This is a genomic window from Coprococcus sp. TM115-187 (genome assembly GCF_027679115.1).
Taxonomy (GTDB): Bacteria; Bacillota; Clostridia; order Lachnospirales; family Lachnospiraceae; genus Allocoprococcus; species Allocoprococcus comes.
In genome coordinates, this window is record NZ_JAQEKS010000022.1 from 26,841 (window position 1) to 49,640 (window position 22,800).

The window sequence follows — 22,800 nt, forward strand, 5'->3', positions numbered from 1 at the left end:
ATTGATACGTTTGTGGCTTCTCAATAATACAACGTTTTTCCGAATAGCAGAATCTCAATTTGTGCAATCATAAAAGATCTAAAATAAAAGAGAAGTGATCCGGTATGAAATGGATTCCTCCTGCTATAAAGCTTGTGCTTTAACGAAAATCCTTTTCTAAACTCAGATTACTTCTCTTTTTTATTTTCCATTCTCCTTTGGGTTTCCCATCTGAAAATTTATTGCAGATGCTCCATCAGATAGCTAAGAAACGCCTGGCAACCTTCCATCACATCATCAAATGTCTCATCAAAATTTCCTGTATACCATGGATCTGCAATGTCTCTCGGACGATTTGTGTAATCCAGAAGTCTCTGTACCTTGTGCTCCGGGTCATTTCCGATGATTCTCATAATGTTCTGTATATTGTATCGATCCATGCAGATGATGTAGTCGAATGCGGCATATTCTTCTCTGCACATCTTGCGTGCACGGTGATTGCCACACGGGATTCCTTCCTTGCGGAGCTTCTTTTGTGTGCCGTGGTGAACTGGGTTTCCATGTTCTTCGTTGCTTGTACCGGCGGAATCGATGATAAAATCGGACTCCAGACCGGATCGTCTGACTAAATATTTCATGACGTATTCTGCCATGGTGGAGCGGCAGATGTTGCCGTGGCAGATGAAAAGTATTTTTATCATGATTGTAATGTCCTTTCATTTCTTTGTATAACTTTGCATATCTTTGCAAATGCCCATTATACACTAATTTCATTTACGTTAGTATGCCACGCAGCAGATTACAGGCACTAATAATCTAGCCTATTCTGGCATATGTTGGTATATCTTGTCATATTTTTGTCTACAAAATTGGTAAAATTATTGGTAATTTTCCTTCCACTATCATATATAATCAATATAGTATCCACAAACTTGTTATAAGATAATCCATCATCCGATAGATTGTAATTTATCGTTTTTAATTATTTTTCATCATCACAAAATACTGTGTATCTGAAAGTTCCATTGCATTTTAATATACTTCTTATATAACAATCTCAAGAAGCTTGATGATAAGAGATGCTTTTTAGATGTGATATTGATGGAAATACTATTTCATTGAAATCTAAAATAAAGTTTATCTCTTCTTTACAGTCAAGATAATTTACCACCACAATAATAAGTAAAAAAATAGCTGAAACCAATATAGGTAGAATTGTACCTATCTTAGAAATATCTATGCCAGTAGAATAAAATACTGTAAGCATTCCAATTTCTATTGGAATTACTGCTGAAGTAATTAATTCTTTATAACTTTCTTTATTTCTAAGTCTTCTAATCATAAAACGATACGCATCTTCATTATCAATAATCGCTTCAAACGTTTTCTCGATATATTCTTTCCAATCACTATATTTTTCGAATTCCAAAGCCCCATTTTTTATTTTTTTCTTATTTTTTCCAATTATTTTATAGGTTGAAATTTCTTTTTGATAATCTATGCCATATGCTGAATTTTTTAGATACTTATTTATTTCAATATTACTTACAATATTAACACCAGCTATTAGTATCATTAAAATGCCTATGATACCAAGCAATAAAAAAAATAAATCTATATTTTGACCTGGCCATTTAGATTTAAAATAAAATTTTATCAACAGCATTTCTATAGTACTTATGATACACATGCAAAATCCCACACAAAAACAAATCTTATTTTTTCTATTTGATATTTGCCTTACTTCCATTTTCAATATTCCCCCAATAATTATTTATCATATTGCCTATTTCAAAAATTGTAAATTGCCACTCCTGCTATTCCAATTCATGCACCTCTTCTTCCAACTTACAAAGATATCCTATAATTTCTTCGTATTCCGGCATCTTCCCATATATCATATTATGATGCATAGCCTGGTAATCTTCTTTTAGAGCTTTATGTATTCGTTCTCCTGGCACAAGCATAATTGAACCTAACGTTGCAATCTCATAATGTGCACTCTTTGCATAATAAAATTTCTGTTTAAATGTAATATCCTTTTCTAACAATTTCTTTCTCTTAAATGCACTTTCCTTTACCCATGAATTGCCCATATTATACACATCATACAAATGTCTAGCATCAAGGATAATCTCTCCGCGCTCCGAAGCCTCCCAAGCCTCTGGTGTGGGATACCCATACATAATCGGTGCTGTATGTTCTGATTTGCATTTTGGACATATTACTTTCATATAACCAATTCCTCTCACTCTACATCTTTGTAAAGTTTGCATTTTCTTATTATAGATTACTTTAAATTTAGAAGTCTGTGATGAACCAAAACAGCTACGTATTACTATCCTGGAATGCATAAAAGCATGGTCTATCATGTAACTGTCCATTTACCTTTTCCTTATTCTGCATCAAATAAGAATCTGGAAAATCCTTAATGTATTGATCATCAATATAATAAAAATGTCCTATTTCCATTTCTTCTCCTATCGTCAAAAAGAGGCTCCGTCCTCTCGAACAGAACCTCAAAACATTTGAACTCGACCTTATTTGAGTTGCATATCGAGTAGCAACAAACATTTGCAGTAATCTCTTACTTTACTTAAAATATACATTCAAATGTGCCGCCTGTCAAGGTCAAATATAAGTTCAAATCACAGTTTGCGGCTGCATTAATATTATATGTCCGTATCCAATTAGATATTCATTTTACACGACACTGCTAGACCATTCAACGATTGCACACAATATAACGATTGCCCTTACAATTTAACGATTGCTACTACCATTAAAATCTGCACTTCTACATCGGCTCATTTGCATTCCCTCATTCGTAGTATTACCGTAGTCTGTCACTACTACACTTCCCACGATATGCCCACGTAATGCCACCTAAAGCCTTGTTTTTACTGACTCCCCACAGTCCTGCCGTGGCAGATAAATAATACTTTTATCTTTTATATCCCATCTTCCTGCGAAAGATGCCAATACGTCATGAAACACATGTACTGACTAGCTTTCACTATCTATTTTATTTTCCTTAGAACACGTGGAGGTGAGTGGCAAGGCTGTATAGCAGCGACTTCGTAAGATATCGTTTCAAACTCACCTGTATGATTACCGGTGAGAAGAATCCAATGACTACTATTCAAGTGCTTTCAGAGATTGGCGGTGATACATCTGTCTTCCCCACAGTAAAACATCTCGCAAAAAATCAATTGTAAAAATTTATGAGCATATTACTTCTCTTCTAATGTAACTTCATTTGCTGGAATTATAAATTTTTTCAAATACTTCTGCATATTTTTATTATATGCATAAACATAGCAGCCCTTTATGCCACGAGCTAGAATTGTAGTATATGTATTAATAATTAGTTCTTTTAAAGTTTCCTTATCTGTTCCAGCTTTTACTTTTGAATCCTTATAATTCTCCAAATCTATTACAATTGAATTACTATTGAAATCATAGTCAATCTCTTTGCCAAATATAACTCCCACATAATTCATGTCATATCCCTGAGTAGTGTGAATGCAGCCAATTGTACAATGTGAGTCCTGTCTGGTAACCCATGATTCATTGGTCAAATTCCAAATATATTTATGATTTTCAATCAAAATATCATATTCGCCATTTTGAACAAGTAAGTCATAACAAGACATATCATCCTTAGGCTTATTCTTTTGTTTTGTTTTCCAGTCCCATGAAAATCCTGCAACCGTTTTGCACAATCCCATTTCATCATCTTTTTTACGTACAGTTTCAACAAGTAAATTGACATCATCAAAAATCAGAAAATCATAATTTTCCATATTTTCGCGTTCTTTTCTCCTGCACGCCATTACATCCTTAATATACTGAAGGTAAGTATCTCCACCCTCACATCGCATTTGAGTCTCAAGAATATGCTCATTAGTTACATAATTATATTTTTTCAAAGTATTTTCATATTCATCATGTGAAATATCAGATGACTTTACACTCTGAGTTTTATCATAAAAAAGAATAACATGCTTCGCTGATTTTAAAATCCATTCCAACTGATTCGTTTCCGTTGGTTCTAAATCTAAGAATCTGCTTACATCATCAAACGATTTATATCCTGTAAGATTTTTACGTTTCGACAATCTGTGCGATTCATCAACAAAAAGAATATCATACTCTTCTTTAATTACATCTGTTGGACCTATAACCATTTCACTTACAAGCCCATTCCCACACTCTTTAAATACATTTTTTATTGTTCCTCTAATTCCTGGCATAGGAAAAACAAATCCTATTTTGAAGGCTTTTCCACCTCTTTGTGTTTGAATATATTTTTTTAATCTTAACAAAGTATTACGTTTACTTTCATCGATATCATCTTCAAATGTGTCCGCTTTAATATCTAACAACCTATCATCTATATTAATCGCATTTACCAATGAATTAATAATACTGATTGCCAAAACTGTTTTCCCTGTACCTGCACAACCCTGAACAAGACTAACGCCCCTTTGATCATTAACAAAACTATCTATAATTTCATTAATTATATTTATGCTTACTTCATTCTGTTCCCCATTCAGTGCATTATAAGGAGAAAACTTAAATATATTTTTGTTTTCAATAATTTCAAGAGAATTATTTGCAAGCTTTTTATCAAGCATTTCCTGCCATAGAACAGTAAACTGATTTCGATAAAATTTTCTCTGATAATAATCATGTATAGCTTGCTGACCTCTATTTTTATTCAATATATTCTGAAATTTTCCATCAACCGAACAATACTTTATCAAACGCTGCTCATAATCTAAAATAACTGATTTATTAAAACGTCCATCAAAAACAATCTCTATAACTTGCAAGTTCTTTTTTTCTTCATTTTTCAAATGTTGACTCATTCGAGCTGCTGCGCTCGTAGTTTCGCCTATATAGAGGTTAGTATCATCGTGAATAAGATAGACTACCGGCCAATTTGTCCCCTTTTGTAATCCTTTTAACTTTTGCAATCCATGTTCATTAAATTCAAACTCTTTAATTCCATCCACAACTACCATAGCAGCACCTCGCATCATTATAATTTATCGTACTTATCACTCTTGCCTTTGGACTTTTCAACTGGATATTTCTCATTGTTTTTCTCTATTTTTGCTTGCACAATTTCATCCAAATCTAATCCACATGCATCTGCCATCAAAATACAATAATTCACAACATCTGCAAGTTCTTCTTTTATCTTTTCTATTTTATTCTTTGAAGAAGTATCTGCTCCACTCCACTGAAATACTTCCAATAATTCTGATGCCTCCAAAGAAATGGAAATTGCCAAATCTTTTGGATTATGAAATTGTTTCCACTCTCTGTCATCTCTAAATTTAATAATTTGATTGATTGTTTCCTGCGTCATATGATTCCCATCCTTCCAATTTCAAACATATTTTGTATTAGACTGCATTGCAAACCATTTTATAAAAACTTCACCCTAAATATTATTCTAACTTTAATACTCAATCCTAAAATAATCTAAATACGCCTTATACTTATCTTGTGCTGTCAGACAGGTATCGGTCAGATAACCTTTTTCGTTGTCCCATTCCTTCAATCCACGATAATAAAACAACTTCAAATTATCCTCAATAATGAACGGAACAATATTGCATTTCAGACACTCCTTAAACATGATCAATCTACCCACTCGTCCATTACCATCCTGGAACGGATGAATTCGCTCAAACTTCACATGGAAGTCAAGAATATCCGCAAAGGTCTTTTCTTCTTTGGCGTTGTATTCCGTTAGCAATGCCTTCATTTTATCGGCAACTTCTTCCGGAAGGGCGGTATCCATGCCGCCGACTTCATTCGGAAATTTCTTATAATCGCCAACAGCAAACCTGTTCTTTCTGGAATCACTGGTGCCATTCTTCAAAACCAAGTGAATTTCTTTGATGAACTTCTCCGTCAGAGCTGCTTTTGCGTGATCAATAATCACATCAATGCAACGGAAGTGATTTGCTGTTTCAATCACATCATCCACGTTCAGCACTTCTTTTTCTACACTGATGGTGTTGGTTTCAAAGATATATCTGGTCTGATCGTGCGTCAGACGGCTTCCTTCCATATGGTTAGAGTTATAGGTCAAATCAATCTGCGTCTTATGGTAAATCCCACCGGAATATTTTCTTGTCTTCTGCTCTTTTAGAATATCTAACAGAGTAATCGGTTCCTCTTTTTTCTTGTTGATACGCTCTGGTTTCTCCGCATTTTCCGGAATGTTCCAAGTTTTACCGATAATAACTGCACCGTTCACACGCCCCTGGGAACAGTAATTTCTAACACTACGTTCTGACATATTCCATTTTTTTGCTATTTCAGCAACTAAAATGTATTTCATCTGCCATCCCCCATCCATTATAAATTAAATTCAAAACGTACTAATCTACTAATTAGTATATCACACTATCGGCAAAAACACCATTTATTTTATCTATTGTGCTGTTTTTTCAGCCGATATAGCAACTATTTCCTATTCAGATAGATTTATTAAAACGGATGCCGATCATGTAAACTGACACATAAAATCCGATTTTTTCCGGACAACTTCGGGTGCCGATCAGTTGGCGGACAAGAGAAAAAGCAGTCATGAAATGAAAGTTGTCATCTGCTACGGTAGAAGGATCTTCCTTTCTAATTTGTCTTGTCTAAACATATACAATAACTCCTATTTCCCTACAAAACAAAAAGCACCAGTTCCCCGATGCTCTGATTATTTTATATGTAATTATTCATTTGCTTCATAATAAAAGCTGTCACTAATCAAATGCTTTATACAACCTGGAATTTTCTTATCCTTATCTTCAACCAATAAAATATCATACTTCGCTACACTGGCATCCTTTGAAAAAATGAAATCTATGATTTCTCCATCGTTACTTTTTTCAACAGATGAATCCTTAACTCGCAAAGACATTGGCAAGAAAAAATCATTAATCTTGTTTCCACCTCTATCTGTGTTTTCTGTCAGCCCCAATGTAAATTCCAAATTTGTAACGCTGAGCTTACATGTAATTGTCATAGTCTGCATATCCTTAAGAACACAAACCATCTCATTTGTTAATTCTGGCAACCGCTTCAAACATGGCAGTTTCTTTTTGGCATTTGCATATATATGTCTTGCATCAAAATAGAACTGATTATTTGTAAGAATAGCCTTTTTTGCATTCCTATAAAAATCCTTTGCAGAAAGTATTGTCTCCACTCCTGTTAAATGCAGAAAATGATCCACCGGAAAAGAAACTTCAAAATATTCATCTCCATATACATACAGAAACGTTTTACCCGCCAAACTCTGGCTATATACAATTGCCGCCTCTATAATACCATGTCGTATTGCGTTTTTCTTATCTACCTTTGTTGCCATTTACACCTCATACATAAAGAGGAGTGTGATACTTAACCACACTCCTCTAGGAATTTCTTTTATAAAGAGTTTTCTGCTGGTTGTCAGCCTCGATATCCAGTTAAGATATCAATAATGACGTGAAAATCATTAAGTCCCCCACGTGGACTACAACTTTATCCAAGTTGCCAAGCTCGATGCCCAGTTAAGACATCTAATGAGATGGAATTTTATCCTGCTCCACCTGCAGCCCAACTTTTAACGATGCTCTTACATCGAGAACATTTCTGTTCTTACTTTCATTATACTCAATCAATCAAAAAAATCAACACGGTTCAGCAAATTTTAATTATTTCCAATATGACAAAATTACTTCCTGTTATATTTATCTATTTCTTTATTTTCTCTATTATTCCGATCCGGTCTTCCAAAGGTGTAAATAAGGTGCAAATTATTCGTCAATCATCAAAAAATCCTTTAAAACCAAGGCTTTCACGACATCCCTTAAACACTGCCGTGGCAGATGAATAATACTTTTATCATTGTTGCATAACCTCGCATTTCTTAGTTTTTCTTGGTATTTCGGGCTTTGTGAGCCTTTGTAATTTTTTGCTTTCTGGCATAACCTGGTTTATTTTCGCATAATATCGTCCGCAAAAGGTGTAAAAATGGGTTAAAAATTAACTGTATAACACATCACATTTTTATCCGAATACTTGCTTCAACACTTCTACAACATCCTCATTTTTCAGCCCAAATCTTTTCAATGAATTTTGATCAAATGGTTCCTGCTCCAACAAGTCAATAAAGCTATGTATATCGGCATCTACTGCTATCGGCAATTCTTCTACTTTTTCAAGTATAAGCTCCGAAGCAATACGCAAAACATCTTTCTTATGCTTCTTTATGTCACTGGAATCCACTTTTTCTCCTAAGTCTTTTTGCCTTTTTAAATCAAGATACGCTTTTGCTTTAAAAAGAATGATATATTCTGGTCTTAAAACAGAAAGGCCTTTTCTCACTTCTTTTCCATTGAGAAGTGCCTTATAGTAATCATCATTTAAAAGAATTGCTGACAAACTGGAAACTTCATCATCAATATGAATTGGAGTAATTCCTTTCGCATCTTTTAGTTTAAAATCACTTCTACAAAACAATTCGATCATTTTCGGAAAGTTATCGTCTTCTGGCTTATCAAATCTATAAAATTGAGGGTTGCTACCGTTTGTCGCTTTGTTTCTATATTTTCCATCAACGATAAACTTCCAAAATTTTTCTCCAAACTCCGGAGTTAATGCTTCAACAATCAAAACCATATCCAGATCTCTTGTAGCCCTGAAATTTACTTCATTGCTTTCAAACAGAATATCACAGGCTGCACCACCTATTAAAACATACTGTTCTTCATAATCTGCAAAGTACTTCTGAAATGTATCTAATCCTTTGACCATACATATTCCTCCAACATCTCATTAATAGAAATATCTACCCGTTCCTCTTCTTGCTCTTCTCCTGTAAGTGACAATACTACGCTCAAGGGATCTTGAAATCCTTTTCCTAAAAAATCAATGAAATATCCCAGTTCCAAAACAACACAACCAATTTCTTCCAATTCGCTCACTTGTTTTTCCACTTTCACTCCGCTAGCTTTCAGTTCTCTCTTTGTTACTGCATAAGTAGGATAAACATTATCTGACAAAAGAGAATACTCACACAAAGCAGAAATACCTGCTTTCTTTTCTATTTTCATATCTTCTCTCAGAACAAATCTTCGAATCACTGGATTTCTTAACACACGCTCAATCTGCTGCCATAATTGTTTTCGGTCATCCGGAATATTGATAACTCTTGATTTACCTTTCATGCCCAACACATCAATATTTAAATATTCCAGTTCATCAAAACACCGACTTGCAGATTTTGTTGACACTCCTATTCGTTTCGCTACATCAGATACTTTCACTTCATTCCATCGTTCATAAATAGCCATCAGGAGCATTTTTTGCGTCAAAAATGAAATCAAATGAACTGGTGCCAATTCTCTTTCATTTTCCTTACTCAGCAAATATCCAATAAATGGGAGAAATACCTGCTTCCCTTCTATTACAAAAGGAATTCCTTCTTCCATCATTTTTTCCTTTATATAAAATGTTGTTCGATCAAGAAATATTGCACAATTTAATCCTGTCATTTTTTCTACGCCAGCTCTGTCTCTACGTAACATAACAAGTCCGACATCATCTTTTGGATGAATAGCCATCCATAACGCACCATTCGTCTCTACTGTAAAAATATCATACCTTCCACGATATACTAACGGAAGCTTTTTATATACCTCTTTATTCTTCGTCATTATTACATTTTGCCGTAATATTTTTTCCAAAAATTCTTTCATATCAATCACCTTTTTATAAATGTGACTCTTTTTACGTCGCATTTATAATTTATCATATGTTATTTGATTTTTCAAGCAACATGTAATTACACAATCTAAAAAAAGATGCAAGATTCATCCCACGTCTTTACTATTCTAACTATACCGATCCGATCTTCCAAAGTAAATAAGGTGTAAATTCTACGTTTCCATCCAAGAAACCCAATAAAATCACAATGTCATTAACTTAAAAGCAGAAGATATTTATTCCGAAATGGATTAGATATCTTCTGCTTTTTTTGATATGCTTATATTGTAAAAAGAAGCCATGAACCTGCTCAAAAAAAGGATGTGATTATGCATGAAGCATTCTCAGAAACGTATATTCATGGATATAGAAAAAATGACTTCTGATGAATTTAAGGCATTTTGCCGATCAGGTAATAAAAATTATTTTACCAGAATTCGAAAAATGCCTCTTCAGGATCTTTTTTTCACGATGATAAACAGAAAGGGGTTGACGTTGGCATTGGAACTGAGAAATTATATGAAACTTGCTCATCCTGGTGTGTCTATTTCAAAACCAGGATATCTGAAACAGCGTATGAAACTTAATCCAGATGCTTTTTTAGAATTATATAAATATCATAACCGTAACTTTTATGCAGATTCCACCTTTTCAACTTACAAAGATCATTTAATATTAGCCGCTGACGGCTCAGATATTAATATTCCTACCACTGCTGAAACACTGAAACTATATGGTTCTGCAAGCCGGAAAAACACAAAGCCCCAAGCTCAAATAGGATTAGGCTGTATTTATGATGTAATGAATCGTATGATACTGTTGTCGATATGATCAATACTTTTTTTACCATAATTAACCAACTCCGTTTTCTTCAAAAAATTTCTGGATTTTATCAAATGGGATTACATCCAGATTATCGTAAAGATCTGTATGAACAGCCCCTGGAATTGTTAGCAACTCTTTATTGGATGTGTACTTGCTGTCCTTAATCATATTTTCATAAGCATCTTTTCCAAAATAATAGCTGTGTGCTTTTTCTCCGTGAACAATGAGGACTGCACTTCTGATTTCATTACTGTACTTTAATATTGGCTGATTCATAAATGACATACATCCAATACTGTTCCAGCCATCATTGGAATTCAGGCTTCTTTTATGATAACATCTGCCTTTATAATACTCACTGTAATCTTTTACAAAGAAAGGGGCATCCTCTGGAACCGGAAGAGAAACACAACCACCAGCTCTGGAATATTCGCCTTTACAGTATTCTTGTGTTCTGAGGGTATTCAGCGACTGTTTCTTCGCATAACGTGCTTCTTCACTGTCCTCAGAATCAAAGTACCCATTCGCATTTACCCTTGTCATATCATACATGGTAGATGCAACCGTTGCTTTTATTCTTGTATCGAGTGCAGCTGCGTTAAGAGCCATCCCACCCCAGCCACAGATTCCAATGATTCCTATTCTATCTTGATCTACCTCTTCCCGAACAGAAAGGAAATCAACAGCAGCCATGAAATCTTCTGTATTAATATCCGGAGAAGCCATGTATCTTGGATTGCCTCCACTTTCTCCCGTAAAAGAAGGATCAAATGCAATAGTAAGGTATCCTTTTTCAGCCATCGTCTGCGCATACAGTCCGGAACACTGTTCTTTGACTGCACCAAATGGTCCACTTACAGCAATCGCTGGATATTTCCCAAATGCATTTTTCGGCTTATACAAATCTGCAGCAAGTGTGATTCCATAACGATTTACAAATGTCACTTTCTCATGATCTACTTTTTCACTTTTTGGAAAAGTTTTATCCCATTCAGATACTAGTTTTAATTCTTCTGTTTTCAACATAAATATAACCTCCATATGCAAATTGTCTTATAATTCAAGAATGCCTCGACATTCTTGCTGCGAGGTGCGCGTCATGCAATTGCATGACATACTTCTACAGCGCACCTCTGCAATCCTGCCGGAGGCTATATCAGCTGGGGGATTGACTCCCAGCTGATATACTTTTTTCAACCTTCCTATTTTAGTTTTCTATATTCTTCATCACTTACCGGTTCAAGCCATTCACTGGAACTATTTTCGCCCGGAACTTCTATTGCCAGATGTGAAAACCATTCATCCGGTGCTGCGCCATGCCAGTGTTTTACTTCTGCCGGAATATTGATGCAGTCGCCTGGCTTCATTTCTACAGCTTCTTTACCTTCTACCTGATAATATCCTCTTCCGGCAACGCATACCAGAATCTGTCCGCCTCCACTTTTTGCATGATGGATATGCCAGTTATTTCTGCATCCTGGTTCGAATGTCACATTGAAAATTCCAACCTGAGAAGTAGAAATCGGTGCAAGAAAACTCCTGCCCGAAAAATACTGTGCAAAGCCATCGTTTGGTGCACCAATTGGAAATACCATCTTTTTTGCATGCGCCCGCATCGCTTCCTCTTCGTATGACAAATCTCCTTCGCCTGTTTCCCACACTTCCTTTGCAAGATTGAAAACAGCCCATGCTTTTGGTCAACCTACATAGAATGCGGCATGTGTGATCACTGCAGCAATCTCTTTTTGTGTCACACCATGATTTTTTGCATTTTGAAGATGATATCTTAAAGAAGAATCCGTAATTCCGGAAGCCATCAAAGCAACCACTGTAATAATGCTTCTTGTTTTTACGTCGATGTCCTGATTATTCCAGTTATCGCCGAAAAGTACATCATCGTTAAAATGTGCAAATTCCGGTGCGAATTCACCAAGTATATTTCTCCCTGCTGTCTGTACTATTTTTCCCATATTCTGTATACCTCCATAACGCTGTTATTTATAAAGAGTTTACCCATTCAGTGATTTCCTGTTTCGTTCCACAATTTAACAGTCTGCCTTCTGTAATAACTGCGTCTGATGCAGATGACTGCAATTCTTTCACAGTGTTCCCAAATCCACTTCCTCCGGATGTTGCAAAAAGCACAATCTTTTTACCACTGAAATCGTAAGCTTCTAAAAATGTATTGATGATTGTCGGAGCCACATACCACCAGATTGGGAATTAAAATGTAGCCAGTTCCCCTCATGCGTTGATTTTACTGGGTTTAACTGTATACAAAACTGTGTTTACTGTTACTATCTTTCATTCTTTTCCAAAATAGCTTTGAAGCATAGGCCACATTATTTTCATATATGACACAAAGCTCAGCTCTACTTGTGCTTCATTAAACCATCCAACCATAAAGCTATTTATCTCTTCAAATAATACTTTTGAAAGTTTCTGAATAATAATTGTGTTATCCACTTCTTCAGTATAATCTTTCGCATACATTTTACATATAGAACGCACTCCAAAATAATTATATAGCACACCTACCGTTGTTTTTAATGCTTCAATATCTCTTGGAAAATCTGTTCTATTCATCATATTCACTACTAATTGATGTCTTGAGTTTAGGTAATTCCTAACTGTACTATTACCTATTTCAACATCAACTGTAAATGAAAAATCTTGAGTTTGTATACTATCTGCTCCTAACATTATCATCAATTCAACTTGTGCTGCATGATATTCTGTATAACCAGACAAAGCCATATATTTCCAAGAATCTTGCTTTGCATACATTTCCGTATCTAAAATATGCGTAAATTCATGAAACACAATATACCTTGGTATTTCCGAACTTTTGCATATCCTTAATATATGTTCATCTGTTTTCGTATTATAGTAAGCTTGGGCGGCTGAAGCGAATCCTGCTGCATCGCTTTCCTCAACATTAATTTCAAAAAAATCTATCTTATACTGTGGTAATTTCTCAATTTCCATAAACTCAATATATTCTTTTTCATATTCTTTAATTAAATTTTTAATTTGTATTTCTGTCATATTGTTTTATACCTCATATCAAAGTTAGCATTTCACTTTTAGTATACCATAAAACAATCCCATTCTCATTCTATATATTTTATCCTCAACGATGAAAAGATGTGTCTGCACACATCTCTTCCATCTTATTATTTTCAATGTTATAAGTTCTTAATAAAATTCAAATCCTGTTTCCGTAATGCCTTCTGTAACTTTTCGTTCTTTCTCTTCAGTTCCTTATTTTCTCTGCTCAGAGCTGCCACCTTCTGGTTCAACAGTTCAATCTGTTTTTCCATCGCCATGTTCAGAATTTCTCTTCTTGGATCTATCATTCCGGCCTGTTGCTCTACTGCTTGGTTCAATGTATCCCGGACGGTTGGATTTTTATAAAAGAATCCTCTCGACAATCCAGTTTTCTTCATCAGCTTTGGAACGCTGATACGTTCTTTATTTGCCAGCATATCTTGTATTGCTTGCAATGCCAGTTCAATTTTCTCTTTACTTTTTCTCTGATTTTCCTCAATCATCTTGTCGTATTTGCTCATATTCTTCACCCCATCTTGCCAGACTCATATATATGATGTCACTCATCCTCTGTCTTACTTCTCTGGTTTCGTCTGCCATTCTTTGATTGCTCATTTTCCGGTAATGCTGTACATTATTCAGTCTTTTATGCCCCAATAGTCTCGCTATCGTCCAGTCATCCAGATGCATTTCTGTAAGTTTGACGCCATAGTAGTGCCGGAACATGTGCGTTCCAAACCCGAATAATTCGCCATGATCATCTTTCAACTGCTTTTCCTGTATCATGGACATGACTTTTGTTTTTATAGCCATATACTGCATCGGGCGGTCAGGTTCTTTTTCATTAACAAATATGTATTCTGTATCACCGAACTTTTCCTGTGTATATTCAATAGAACTCTGTAACAGTTTTGCAAGTTCTTTACTGATCGGTTTTTTATATCTTTTAGTTTTAACTTGATATATTTCAATCATATCTTGGCCATTTTCTCTCGTCAGACAATCTGGTCTCAGTGTAAGGGTATCTGATATCCTAGTTCCAAGCATCTGATGTATCAGAAGACATCTTGCAATCTGTACATCCATCTGTGTAATTTCCGCATTCAGTCGTTTCATTTCATCATCAGAATACACTCTAAATTCTGCATTTACTTCCGGTGGAATATCCGTATTAATAAATAAATGCTCCAATCTTTCATAGCTGTAAATTTTTCCGATTGTCTCTAACTGTCGTCTTAATGAAATTACATAAGAACTATTCGCACTATGGGAAGTATCTTTTGTTGACAGATGTATCAAAAATTCTTCCAACACTTCTCTGTCTATTTCACTGCAGCTTTTTATTTTGGAATACTCTTTTTGGAGATATTCTGAGAATATCCTCATTATTGTCAATTCTCCCTGTACAGTTCCTATTGCTTCATACTGCAGATTCATATAAACAGCTTTCTTACATTCTTCCCTGATATCTGGCTGATATATTTTTCTGAAATCCAGTGTTTTTACATTATAAATTGGATTGGATCTGATTTTAATATCCAGATTTTTTAGTTCCCAAACATCTTTTTCTATCTCATCCCGTAAATCTTCTGGCCCTAAAAATTTCAGTACGTTTCTGAAATATAATATCGTCACTGCTTCGCCATAGCTTACTGTACCATACACACTCTTCTTTTCTTTTACAATAGTTATTCCCTGTTCTAACATCCAGCCTTTTAAAAGTGATATCCATTTTTCTGGATTTCTATCTCCAAGGCTTTTGATTCTCCGATTTATTCTGCTGTTCAAAAACTTTGCAATATGATTATAAGCTGTTCGATCCTGAATCAATGCTCTAAACGTTCCGTTTTTGCAGCGATACATAATATAACCTCGAAACTCTTCCTTTAATTCTTGCGTTGGAAGCAACGTTAAATCAAATTTTCCATTATCCTTACGTGTCCCTGTTTCTTGTAAATTGGGGAAATCGCTGAAGTATATAATATCATTTTCCATCTTTTTCCTCTTTCTTTAGCCATGATGCTAAACTACTTCCTTGCATTTCAAAGAACTCATCATTTGCTTTTGCAATCCTTTGCGGCATATAATCAATATACTGTCTTGTCATCTCTTCATAAGTATGTCCAAGATAATCCCTGATACTTTGCAGTGATACATGACTGTCATAAAACATAGTTGCTACTGTATGTCGATAATCGTGTGATTGAAATAAATATTCTCCATTTGCAATCTTATTTTCCCGGCACGCTTCTATCATCTGAGTTCGGAATGTACCATATAGACAAGCACCACCTCTGCTGTTTTTAAAAATGAATTCTTCAGGCTGAATTTCATGTTTTTTCAAGTATACTTTCATAATCTGATAAAGTGCCTGTGGGATTGGAATCCTTTTATAATTCTTCATTTTGACCTGATACACCTGAATCCAATAATCCTCGCCCTGCTGATAATAAGCATTTCCTTTCAATGTACACACTTCACTCGCCCGTAATCCTAGACACCACAGATGTAGGAACATACATCGTAATCGCTCTGGAAAAAGATATAATTTTTTCAAAATTTCCATATATACTGTTTCCTCAACGCTACGATCATGATGTACTATTACTTCTTTTTGTTGGAAATATTCAATTCGGAATGGCATTCTTGTAATATACTGTTTAACTTCCATGAATTTATAAAAATGACCGATACCGAAAATTCTTTCATTAAATCCCTTTGCCTGTATTCCCCGTTCTCGCAAGCCGTCTGCATACTTTTTTACTTCTGCGACAGTTGCATGAATCGCCAGTATCTTTTCTTGTTCCAGCAGTTCAATAAAATTTCTAATACATACAAATCTTCGTACAATCGTGCTGACTGCCTGTCCAGTAATTCCCAGTTCATATTTCATGTATGCCTGTAAAATTTCTCGATTCTGTATTTCCTTGACTTCCATAAAAGAAATGCTAATTAAGGATTTACTTTCGTCTATCCGATGTTTTCCAAGATGTAATCGTTCCAGATACCATACATTTGCTTCCCATTGGATCTGTTCCTGCTGCATAAACGCATCTCTTCTGCATTCACCTAAAATACTTCGTTGACTCGTTTCGGGAAAATTCTTTAAAATAGTTTCCACTTGTTCCATTTCCAGCAATCCAATATCCGTAATATTTAACTGAACACAAGAATCATAAAGAAGTTTTAAGGATTTTAACCTGACATTTCTATAAGCCTTAGACATTGAAGTATTGGCAATGATACGACTCAACGTATAAAAAATTTGTTTCTTTAAAACTTCTGAACAATTTTGTGTAAAATCCCACACCAATAGGTTTGTTTTATAAGAAGTTTCAAAGGTCTCAGCTATTTCCTTTTCCGGATAATACTTCAGAAAATAAATTTTATTTTGATATTTCCATTCATATATCCGCTTTCCATTTAGCGTCTGCATTTGTTGATAGATATGTTGTTGTTTTACCGTATCATATATTTTCAAATAGAAAGATACAATTTGTGATCGTATCTGTCCTCTTAAATATTGTTCATACGAATTTCGCAAAGGATAATCCATTTCTTCCAGATGCCAGATTTTTCTATCTGCCAAGAACTTTTTCAATTTGTTAATTCTTGAATCGCTTTTTATTCCAAGTGCATCAATTTCTGAATATAGTTCCTGCTTTTTCTTCTCAATATCTACTTCAGATTCTGTTATGTGTTCTGCCTGTTGCAATAAATATATAGGTATTTCTCACACCTCCCTACTCCAGCAGACGTTCCGCCCCATAAATAGCAGTGTGTTGTGCATAAAACTCATTACTTGCTTCTATCAGTTCATCATCCAGCCAGTCCAGATACTTTATAGTCGTATCCAAATGTTTATGCCCCAATGCCTGACTGATCATTTCCAGTTCCCATCCTGCCTGCTTTCGCATATTTGCAAAATAGTGACGTAACATGTGGGGTGTGATTTTAACTCCGGTTTTCTTTTCCATTCGGTCCAACATATCATATACACTGTCCACTCTTAATGGCTTTCCAATGTTCTCACCCATGATATTCACAAACAGGTAATCCTGATGTTGCAGGATTTTCCGATATTTTGCCAGATAATCCATGAGAAATTCAAACGTATCATTACTTATCTTGGCACTTCTGTATTCCGCATTTTTGGCTCTCGCTTCATTTTCATTATCTTCCCGGAAGCATACCCTTATCATGTGATTCCTATAATCAATATCTTTGACATATTTTACTCCCAGTAGTTCCCCAATTCTGTATCCGGTTTCTGCTAACATAAGTAACAGAAGCTGATCTCTTCGGTTCGTACAGGCCTGTAAAATTGTAATAATCTGATTTTCTTTTGCTGTTCTCCCACGATGTTCCTCTTCCTTCAGATAGGCTTTAAAAGAATGATTCCGCAGTACCTTTTTTACTCCCACCTGATTAACCGCTATAATCTGGTTATACGATAAGGTTTTGAGACTTCCGTACTGTTCATATTCTGCCTCTATAAATAAATAGAACCTGAACACATCTTTTAAGTATGCGTTGCAGGTTCCTTCATTCGGACACTTCTTTTCTCCAGCCGTTTGCTCTGTATGGTTTCCGGCTTTAAGCCAGTATAAAAATTCCACAAAGTGTTCTGTCTGTTTTTCATAATCTAACTGATAGACTTCTGTGAGTTCCATTTCTTTCTCTGCCATATATTTCATATAATAGCAGATTGAAAATGCTGTGCGTTTCACTGTATTTGGTGAACGTTTACATTTAATCTTATGCATTAGATATTTACTTGGCAGTTCTTCAATACTCATTGTTTCCAGATTTCTGATGAAAAAATATTTTTCTGTTCCATCTTTTATCGTTTCCACCTTGTATATCATAAGCTGCCTCCTTTCCTCTAACGCTATACACAGTATACCCACTTCATGCCGAAATAGCTATTCATCAATACCAACAATCCCACCGAAAACGCCCTTGAAATACCACCAAACTTTTCGTGCAAAATCTGCTTTTTCTGTAGCAGAACCACGAACGGTTACAGGTAGTATTCCACGCCTTTCCGGTTTCGAATAAAGTGCTGGACATCCTTGATATCTTTTGCCATCTTGCAGCTCGGAAGCGCACACATTACTTCCTCATGATACCTGCCACCTTCTCCTGCACGCTCGTCTAAAATGGACACGACACAAGTATCTGTCTCGGTGCGGAGAGCACGTCCGAATCCCTGTCTTAGTTTTTTCTGCATGTCTGGAACAATCACTGCCTGAATATAATCTTTCAGGCTGGCATATTCCTTCTTCTGTGCTTCACTGATGGGATCAGGAACAGCAAAGGGCAGTTTTACTATAATCAGCGAAGATACCATATCTCCAGGGAAGTCTACTCCTTCCCAACAGGAGCCGGCTGCAAAAAGGACAGCATTGTCCATCTGTTTAAATCTTGTGATCTCTTCCGGTGAATGTCTCCACACCTCTATCATCGGGAACGGAATTTCATCCCTTAACATCTGGTAAACGTTTCCCATCAAATGATAAGATGTAAACAGCACTAGCGTATGCCCGTAAGTCGAACAGATCAGTGAATGGATATGGCCTGCTATCATCTCTGCCTCTTCCTGACTTTCTCTTCTGCATGTCTTCAAATTCTTTGGCAGATATAACAGACAGTTCTTCTGATATTCAAACGGGGAGTCTGCCACATATTCCCGGACTCTCCGCACTCTCTGTAATCCTGTCATTTTCCGAATGTGGGAAAATCCCTGTCCGGTTTTTAAAGTTCCGCTTGTCAGAATCGCTCCCATTCCTCTGCTCCATAACATCTGGTCCAGATACTGTGGAATCCGTCTGCTGGATGCACACAATATAATCCGGTGGTCATGGTCCTGCTTCAGATGCAGCACATACTTCTTATCCTGATGGAAAAAGCATTCCAGCACACTTTTGGTTTCTTCCAGCTTGTTTCTGATCCACTTTGGAATCTTCTTTTCTAATTTTTCTATGATCTTATTCATGGTCTGTATCCCCTCATATAAATACATTGCACACTCTTCTGTCATGTGGAATTCTTCTTTTATCCCATATCTGGTTCTGTGGTTTTCTCCTATGATGTCCAGCACCATCCGGATCGTCCCGGACAGTTTTCTTATCTCCGGGCCTTGGTACTCATTCCCAAGATAAAAGCAGATTTCTCGGATATCGTCATAACAGAGGCTCTTCCCAAACATCTGCTTTGCCGCATCCGGCAGCTTATGTGCTTCATCGACAATCAATGCTCGGTAGTCTTTTAATAACGGGCGGTAATCCTGCAGCCTGTGATAACCATCAGCCAGCAGATAATTGTGATTACAGATCTGAATGAACATTTCATGATCTCTGGAACGCTCCAGATACTGCTGATACCTGCATGAGCCTCTTTTCGGGCAGTCTCCCGAACAGAACTTCGGTACACTCACCATCCTTCTGTCAAACCCACTTAAGTTGGACACTTCGTCCATATCATAATGTTCTTTCAACGACAGCAGAGCTTCTTTCTGCAACGCATTTTTGTTTTTTTCTTCGATTGCAACGATTCGGTGCTCCAACCTCTCATCGCAGACAAAATGCTCTTTCCCTTTTCGTATCACAGCTTTAATAGGGGCCTGAATCGTCCCGTTCTCCTGAAGAATCCGGGAGAGAAAAGGGATATATTCTGTAAGAATTGCTTTCTGGAGTGCAATGCTGGAAGTGGATATCACGACCGGACGCTGCTCATAAGGGGAACATCCTTCTGCAAGGAGGGAATATTTTCTCATCAGAACACAGGCCACCAGATAGGCATACGTCTTGCCGATACCGACACCCGCGTCACACAGTGCTATGTTTCTTCCCAGCAGGTTATCCAGCATTTTGTGGCATAACATAATCTGTTCTTCCCTTACTGCCATTCCATGTTCCGGGAACAGCACTCGGAAAATAGTATCAATTTCTCGATGCGCTCTATTGAGATATTCTCTTGTGTAATACATAATTTGTTACCTGATATGCGTGCTGATATCACATCAATACGGCTGTAAAGGATTTCTCCCTACAGCCGTATGTATCTGATATCAACGACACATTCTTCCTTGATTTCTTATACTTTTGATTTTTGGCGTTGTATTTGTCCTCGACTCCCCCATTGCCTTACGGGAACATTACAGGCGGATGCTTGGCATTGCACCGCTCACGGATTTTCTAAAAGTCTTGCTGATTACAACCCAAAGTCCATCCTCTGCTCACTGGCAGTTCCTATGTATCATTATCCCCTCGTAAGTGATCCTCGCAAAAGACCGCCACGGTCCTGTTTCAGTTAAAGATGATTCGCTCGAAACGAAAACGCCACAAAAGAACTCTGCCTCTCACTTTCTGGTCTAATTTCTTCCATGCCCTTTTCATCTGTCCTCGCGTCTTCCTGCCACGCTTCTACTTACGGGAACGTACCTGTAATGCTGGTATGAGGTTGTCAAAGTACACTGGCAAAATTTACCTGCCTATTAAATAGCCGACGAAAAACGCCATAATTATTCAATTTTTGATAAATTTTTTAATTTTTTTCTCAAACGGTTTCTTTTGGTATAAATCGTCTGTTCTGCCATTCCCATAATCTTAGCAACTTCTCTTCCAGAATATCCCCATGTACTGAGTAAGAGGATTTCCAGTGTCTGATGCTCCGTTTCTTTCAATAGTTCATAGATTCGCTTATCACCTATGTGATCCAGAAGCTCCTTTACATCCCTTGCAAACAGCTCGCTGTCCTTTTCTTTTATGGAATCCATATCCTGCATCGTTTCATCCAGATGTTCCCGGTATCTGCGCTCTTCCAGAAAGTCTTCCCTGTCCATCTGGCGCAGCTTTTGGATCTTCTCTTCTTCCATTCCCAGTTCACGCAATTTCTTTTCTTCCTGTTCTTTCCAATAATTCCACTTTCGTTCTTCACTTGTCTTGTTATAAGCCATTTATCTTTCCTCCGATCTGATTTTTGATATAGAAATCAAATCGGAGCATGGCGGTGACCGGATAGGTACGTTATAATGTTCGAAAAATGTCGAAGAAAAAAATGCTGCAACCTCTTCGATTACAGCACTTTTTTCCATCTTACGTGAATATTTCTTGTTGGTTCATAGGAGATTCCTTCTTTTTCTCATAATGAATAAAAGACTCTTGTCATCCATTATTTATTATAATTTTTCTACTATTACAATAGCTTTTTTAACAAGTTTTCTTGTCTTGGAGTTTAAAAGAAAGCTACCAGTTTTTTTCCTCTGATAGCTTTCCATTCATTCTTATTCTGTTGGGAACATCGCTGCTTCCAACTTATTCATCTCTGTATCCAAAAGACCATATTTTCCTGAGTTATCTTTTTCCACGGATACGTTTACAGTAACAGCTTTTCCATATCTGTTCTTTTCAAGACTCTTCTGGACACTTTCTGTTAATACAGCTGCAAAGACTTCCGGATCATTTCCATCCAATCCCTGCTTTATTTTTTCATTGCTTACCTCTGTAGAGCTTTGTTGCAATGTCTGAAATACATTGGATGGTTCAACTTGTACACTTACTGTATAGACTCCATCCTCTTCTTTCACATCTTGTACTTTGTATTTTGCCAGTTTCTTTACTTCTGTCAGTTTTTCCGCATAATCAGCAATTCCTTTATCCGTAATGTTATCGGAATCATCAAATTGCTGTTGGATACTCTCATTAAAATCCTCTTCGATTTCTTTCTTGGCATCTTTTTCCGAGATTTCTAACAGATTCGCATAGTCCTTATATTCTCCATGATAGTGTGCATCAAGAGAACTTTGGACGTAGGATTTGGCATCAAAGTCTGGTTGTCTGGAGCAAGCTGATAACAATATACATACTATAATTCCTATACTTATGCACAAAACACAATTCTTCTTTTGCATATTCTCTCCTTCACGCTTTATTTATCTTCAATTTTTATCGAAAATAACATTTTTAAATACTGTTCTATTGACTCCTTTTGAACTTTTCTTTCAATATTATATGGAATGCACATAAAAAACTCCACATAACCATTATCAATAAAACTCAGCAATACTTCTCCATTTTCTGTTAAAAAATGTACATATTTTTTATTACATTTACTTTCAAATTTAATATTCGACATTTGCTTGTATATTTTTTTGTAATGATTTTTTAT

General features: G+C 36.1%; 20 protein-coding genes and 2 pseudogenes. 1 reads left to right on the top strand and 21 read right to left on the bottom strand.

What is annotated here, in order from left to right:
• Positions 1 to 218: 218 nt before the first annotated feature.
• The 9 genes from PGW42_RS12510 to PGW42_RS12550 form a co-directional block, all read right to left on the bottom strand.
• Positions 219 to 680, bottom strand: coding sequence for a low molecular weight protein-tyrosine-phosphatase (locus tag PGW42_RS12510; protein ID WP_270203963.1), 462 nt, complete (start codon positions 678 to 680; stop codon positions 219 to 221).
• A gap of 356 nt (positions 681 to 1,036) precedes the next feature.
• Complete coding sequence (locus PGW42_RS12515) at positions 1,037 to 1,729, bottom strand: hypothetical protein (protein WP_270235150.1); 693 nt, start codon at positions 1,727 to 1,729, stop codon at positions 1,037 to 1,039.
• Positions 1,730 to 1,796: 67 nt separating this feature from the next.
• Entirely contained in the window at positions 1,797 to 2,363 is a 567-nt protein-coding gene (locus tag PGW42_RS12520) for a hypothetical protein (protein ID WP_270203447.1), read from the bottom strand.
• Between the two features lie 849 nt (positions 2,364 to 3,212).
• Positions 3,213 to 5,012: a DUF2075 domain-containing protein gene (locus tag PGW42_RS12525; protein WP_270203446.1), complete on the bottom strand. Its 1,800-nt coding sequence runs from the start codon at positions 5,010 to 5,012 to the stop codon at positions 3,213 to 3,215.
• Between the two features lie 17 nt (positions 5,013 to 5,029).
• Complete coding sequence (locus PGW42_RS12530; RefSeq protein WP_015513409.1) at positions 5,030 to 5,362, bottom strand: nucleotide pyrophosphohydrolase; 333 nt, start codon at positions 5,360 to 5,362, stop codon at positions 5,030 to 5,032.
• Positions 5,363 to 5,455: 93 nt separating this feature from the next.
• Positions 5,456 to 6,346, bottom strand: coding sequence for a Fic family protein (locus PGW42_RS12535; protein ID WP_270203445.1), 891 nt, complete (start codon positions 6,344 to 6,346; stop codon positions 5,456 to 5,458).
• Positions 6,347 to 6,733: 387 nt separating this feature from the next.
• Positions 6,734 to 7,372: a PBECR4 domain-containing protein gene (locus tag PGW42_RS12540; protein ID WP_270203444.1), complete on the bottom strand. Its 639-nt coding sequence runs from the start codon at positions 7,370 to 7,372 to the stop codon at positions 6,734 to 6,736.
• A 683-nt stretch (positions 7,373 to 8,055) separates the two neighbouring features.
• A complete protein-coding gene (locus PGW42_RS12545) occupies positions 8,056 to 8,802 on the bottom strand; it encodes a hypothetical protein (RefSeq protein WP_270203443.1) in 747 nt (248 codons plus the stop codon).
• The gene (locus PGW42_RS12550; RefSeq protein WP_117823695.1) at positions 8,787 to 9,746 is read right to left on the bottom strand and encodes a hypothetical protein; all 960 of its coding nucleotides are present in this window, start codon (positions 9,744 to 9,746) and stop codon (positions 8,787 to 8,789) included. Before PGW42_RS12550 ends, PGW42_RS12545 begins: the two co-directional genes overlap by 16 nt.
• 340 nt (positions 9,747 to 10,086) lie before the next feature.
• Between PGW42_RS12550 and PGW42_RS12555 the strand changes: the two genes are divergently transcribed.
• On the top strand, positions 10,087 to 10,584 hold the full coding sequence (locus PGW42_RS12555; protein WP_243034326.1) for a hypothetical protein: 498 nt from the start codon (positions 10,087 to 10,089) through the stop codon (positions 10,582 to 10,584).
• A gap of 21 nt (positions 10,585 to 10,605) precedes the next feature.
• Here PGW42_RS12555 and PGW42_RS12560 read toward each other — a convergent pair whose 3' ends face one another.
• The 12 genes and pseudogenes from PGW42_RS12560 to PGW42_RS12615 all read right to left on the bottom strand — a co-directional run.
• Positions 10,606 to 11,604: an alpha/beta hydrolase gene (locus tag PGW42_RS12560; RefSeq protein WP_055215576.1), complete on the bottom strand. Its 999-nt coding sequence runs from the start codon at positions 11,602 to 11,604 to the stop codon at positions 10,606 to 10,608.
• 176 nt (positions 11,605 to 11,780) lie between these two features.
• A pseudogene (locus tag PGW42_RS16175) lies at positions 11,781 to 12,548 on the bottom strand (carboxymuconolactone decarboxylase family protein).
• A 28-nt stretch (positions 12,549 to 12,576) separates the two neighbouring features.
• Positions 12,577 to 12,801 (bottom strand): annotated as a pseudogene (locus tag PGW42_RS12570) (flavodoxin); the annotation flags it as partial.
• 81 nt (positions 12,802 to 12,882) lie between these two features.
• Positions 12,883 to 13,626, bottom strand: a complete 744-nt coding sequence (locus PGW42_RS12575; RefSeq protein ID WP_006426953.1) for a hypothetical protein — start codon at positions 13,624 to 13,626, stop codon at positions 12,883 to 12,885.
• 140 nt (positions 13,627 to 13,766) lie between these two features.
• Positions 13,767 to 14,150 (bottom strand): DUF6262 family protein, encoded by a 384-nt coding sequence (locus PGW42_RS12580; protein WP_015513361.1) that lies wholly within the window; start codon positions 14,148 to 14,150, stop codon positions 13,767 to 13,769.
• Entirely contained in the window at positions 14,125 to 15,624 is a 1,500-nt protein-coding gene (locus PGW42_RS12585; protein WP_006426955.1) for a tyrosine-type recombinase/integrase, read from the bottom strand. The genes PGW42_RS12580 and PGW42_RS12585 overlap by 26 nt, the downstream gene beginning before the upstream one ends.
• Positions 15,614 to 17,344 carry a tyrosine-type recombinase/integrase gene (locus tag PGW42_RS12590; RefSeq protein WP_007886448.1) on the bottom strand — a complete coding sequence of 577 codons (1,731 nt, stop codon included), beginning with the start codon at positions 17,342 to 17,344 and terminating at the stop codon, positions 15,614 to 15,616. The genes PGW42_RS12585 and PGW42_RS12590 overlap by 11 nt, the downstream gene beginning before the upstream one ends.
• Positions 17,345 to 17,372: 28 nt before the next feature.
• A complete protein-coding gene (locus PGW42_RS12595) occupies positions 17,373 to 18,497 on the bottom strand; it encodes a tyrosine-type recombinase/integrase (RefSeq protein ID WP_006426957.1) in 1,125 nt (374 codons plus the stop codon).
• 155 nt (positions 18,498 to 18,652) lie between these two features.
• Positions 18,653 to 20,620, bottom strand: a complete 1,968-nt coding sequence (locus PGW42_RS12600) for an ATP-dependent DNA helicase (protein ID WP_007886452.1) — start codon at positions 20,618 to 20,620, stop codon at positions 18,653 to 18,655.
• Between the two features lie 534 nt (positions 20,621 to 21,154).
• Positions 21,155 to 21,589 (bottom strand): helix-turn-helix transcriptional regulator, encoded by a 435-nt coding sequence (locus PGW42_RS12605; RefSeq protein ID WP_007886453.1) that lies wholly within the window; start codon positions 21,587 to 21,589, stop codon positions 21,155 to 21,157.
• Positions 21,590 to 21,916: 327 nt separating this feature from the next.
• Positions 21,917 to 22,543, bottom strand: coding sequence for a hypothetical protein (locus tag PGW42_RS12610; RefSeq protein WP_007884654.1), 627 nt, complete (start codon positions 22,541 to 22,543; stop codon positions 21,917 to 21,919).
• Positions 22,544 to 22,560: 17 nt separating this feature from the next.
• The coding region (locus PGW42_RS12615; protein WP_270235151.1) for a hypothetical protein at positions 22,561 to 22,800 on the bottom strand (240 nt) is incomplete at its 5' end.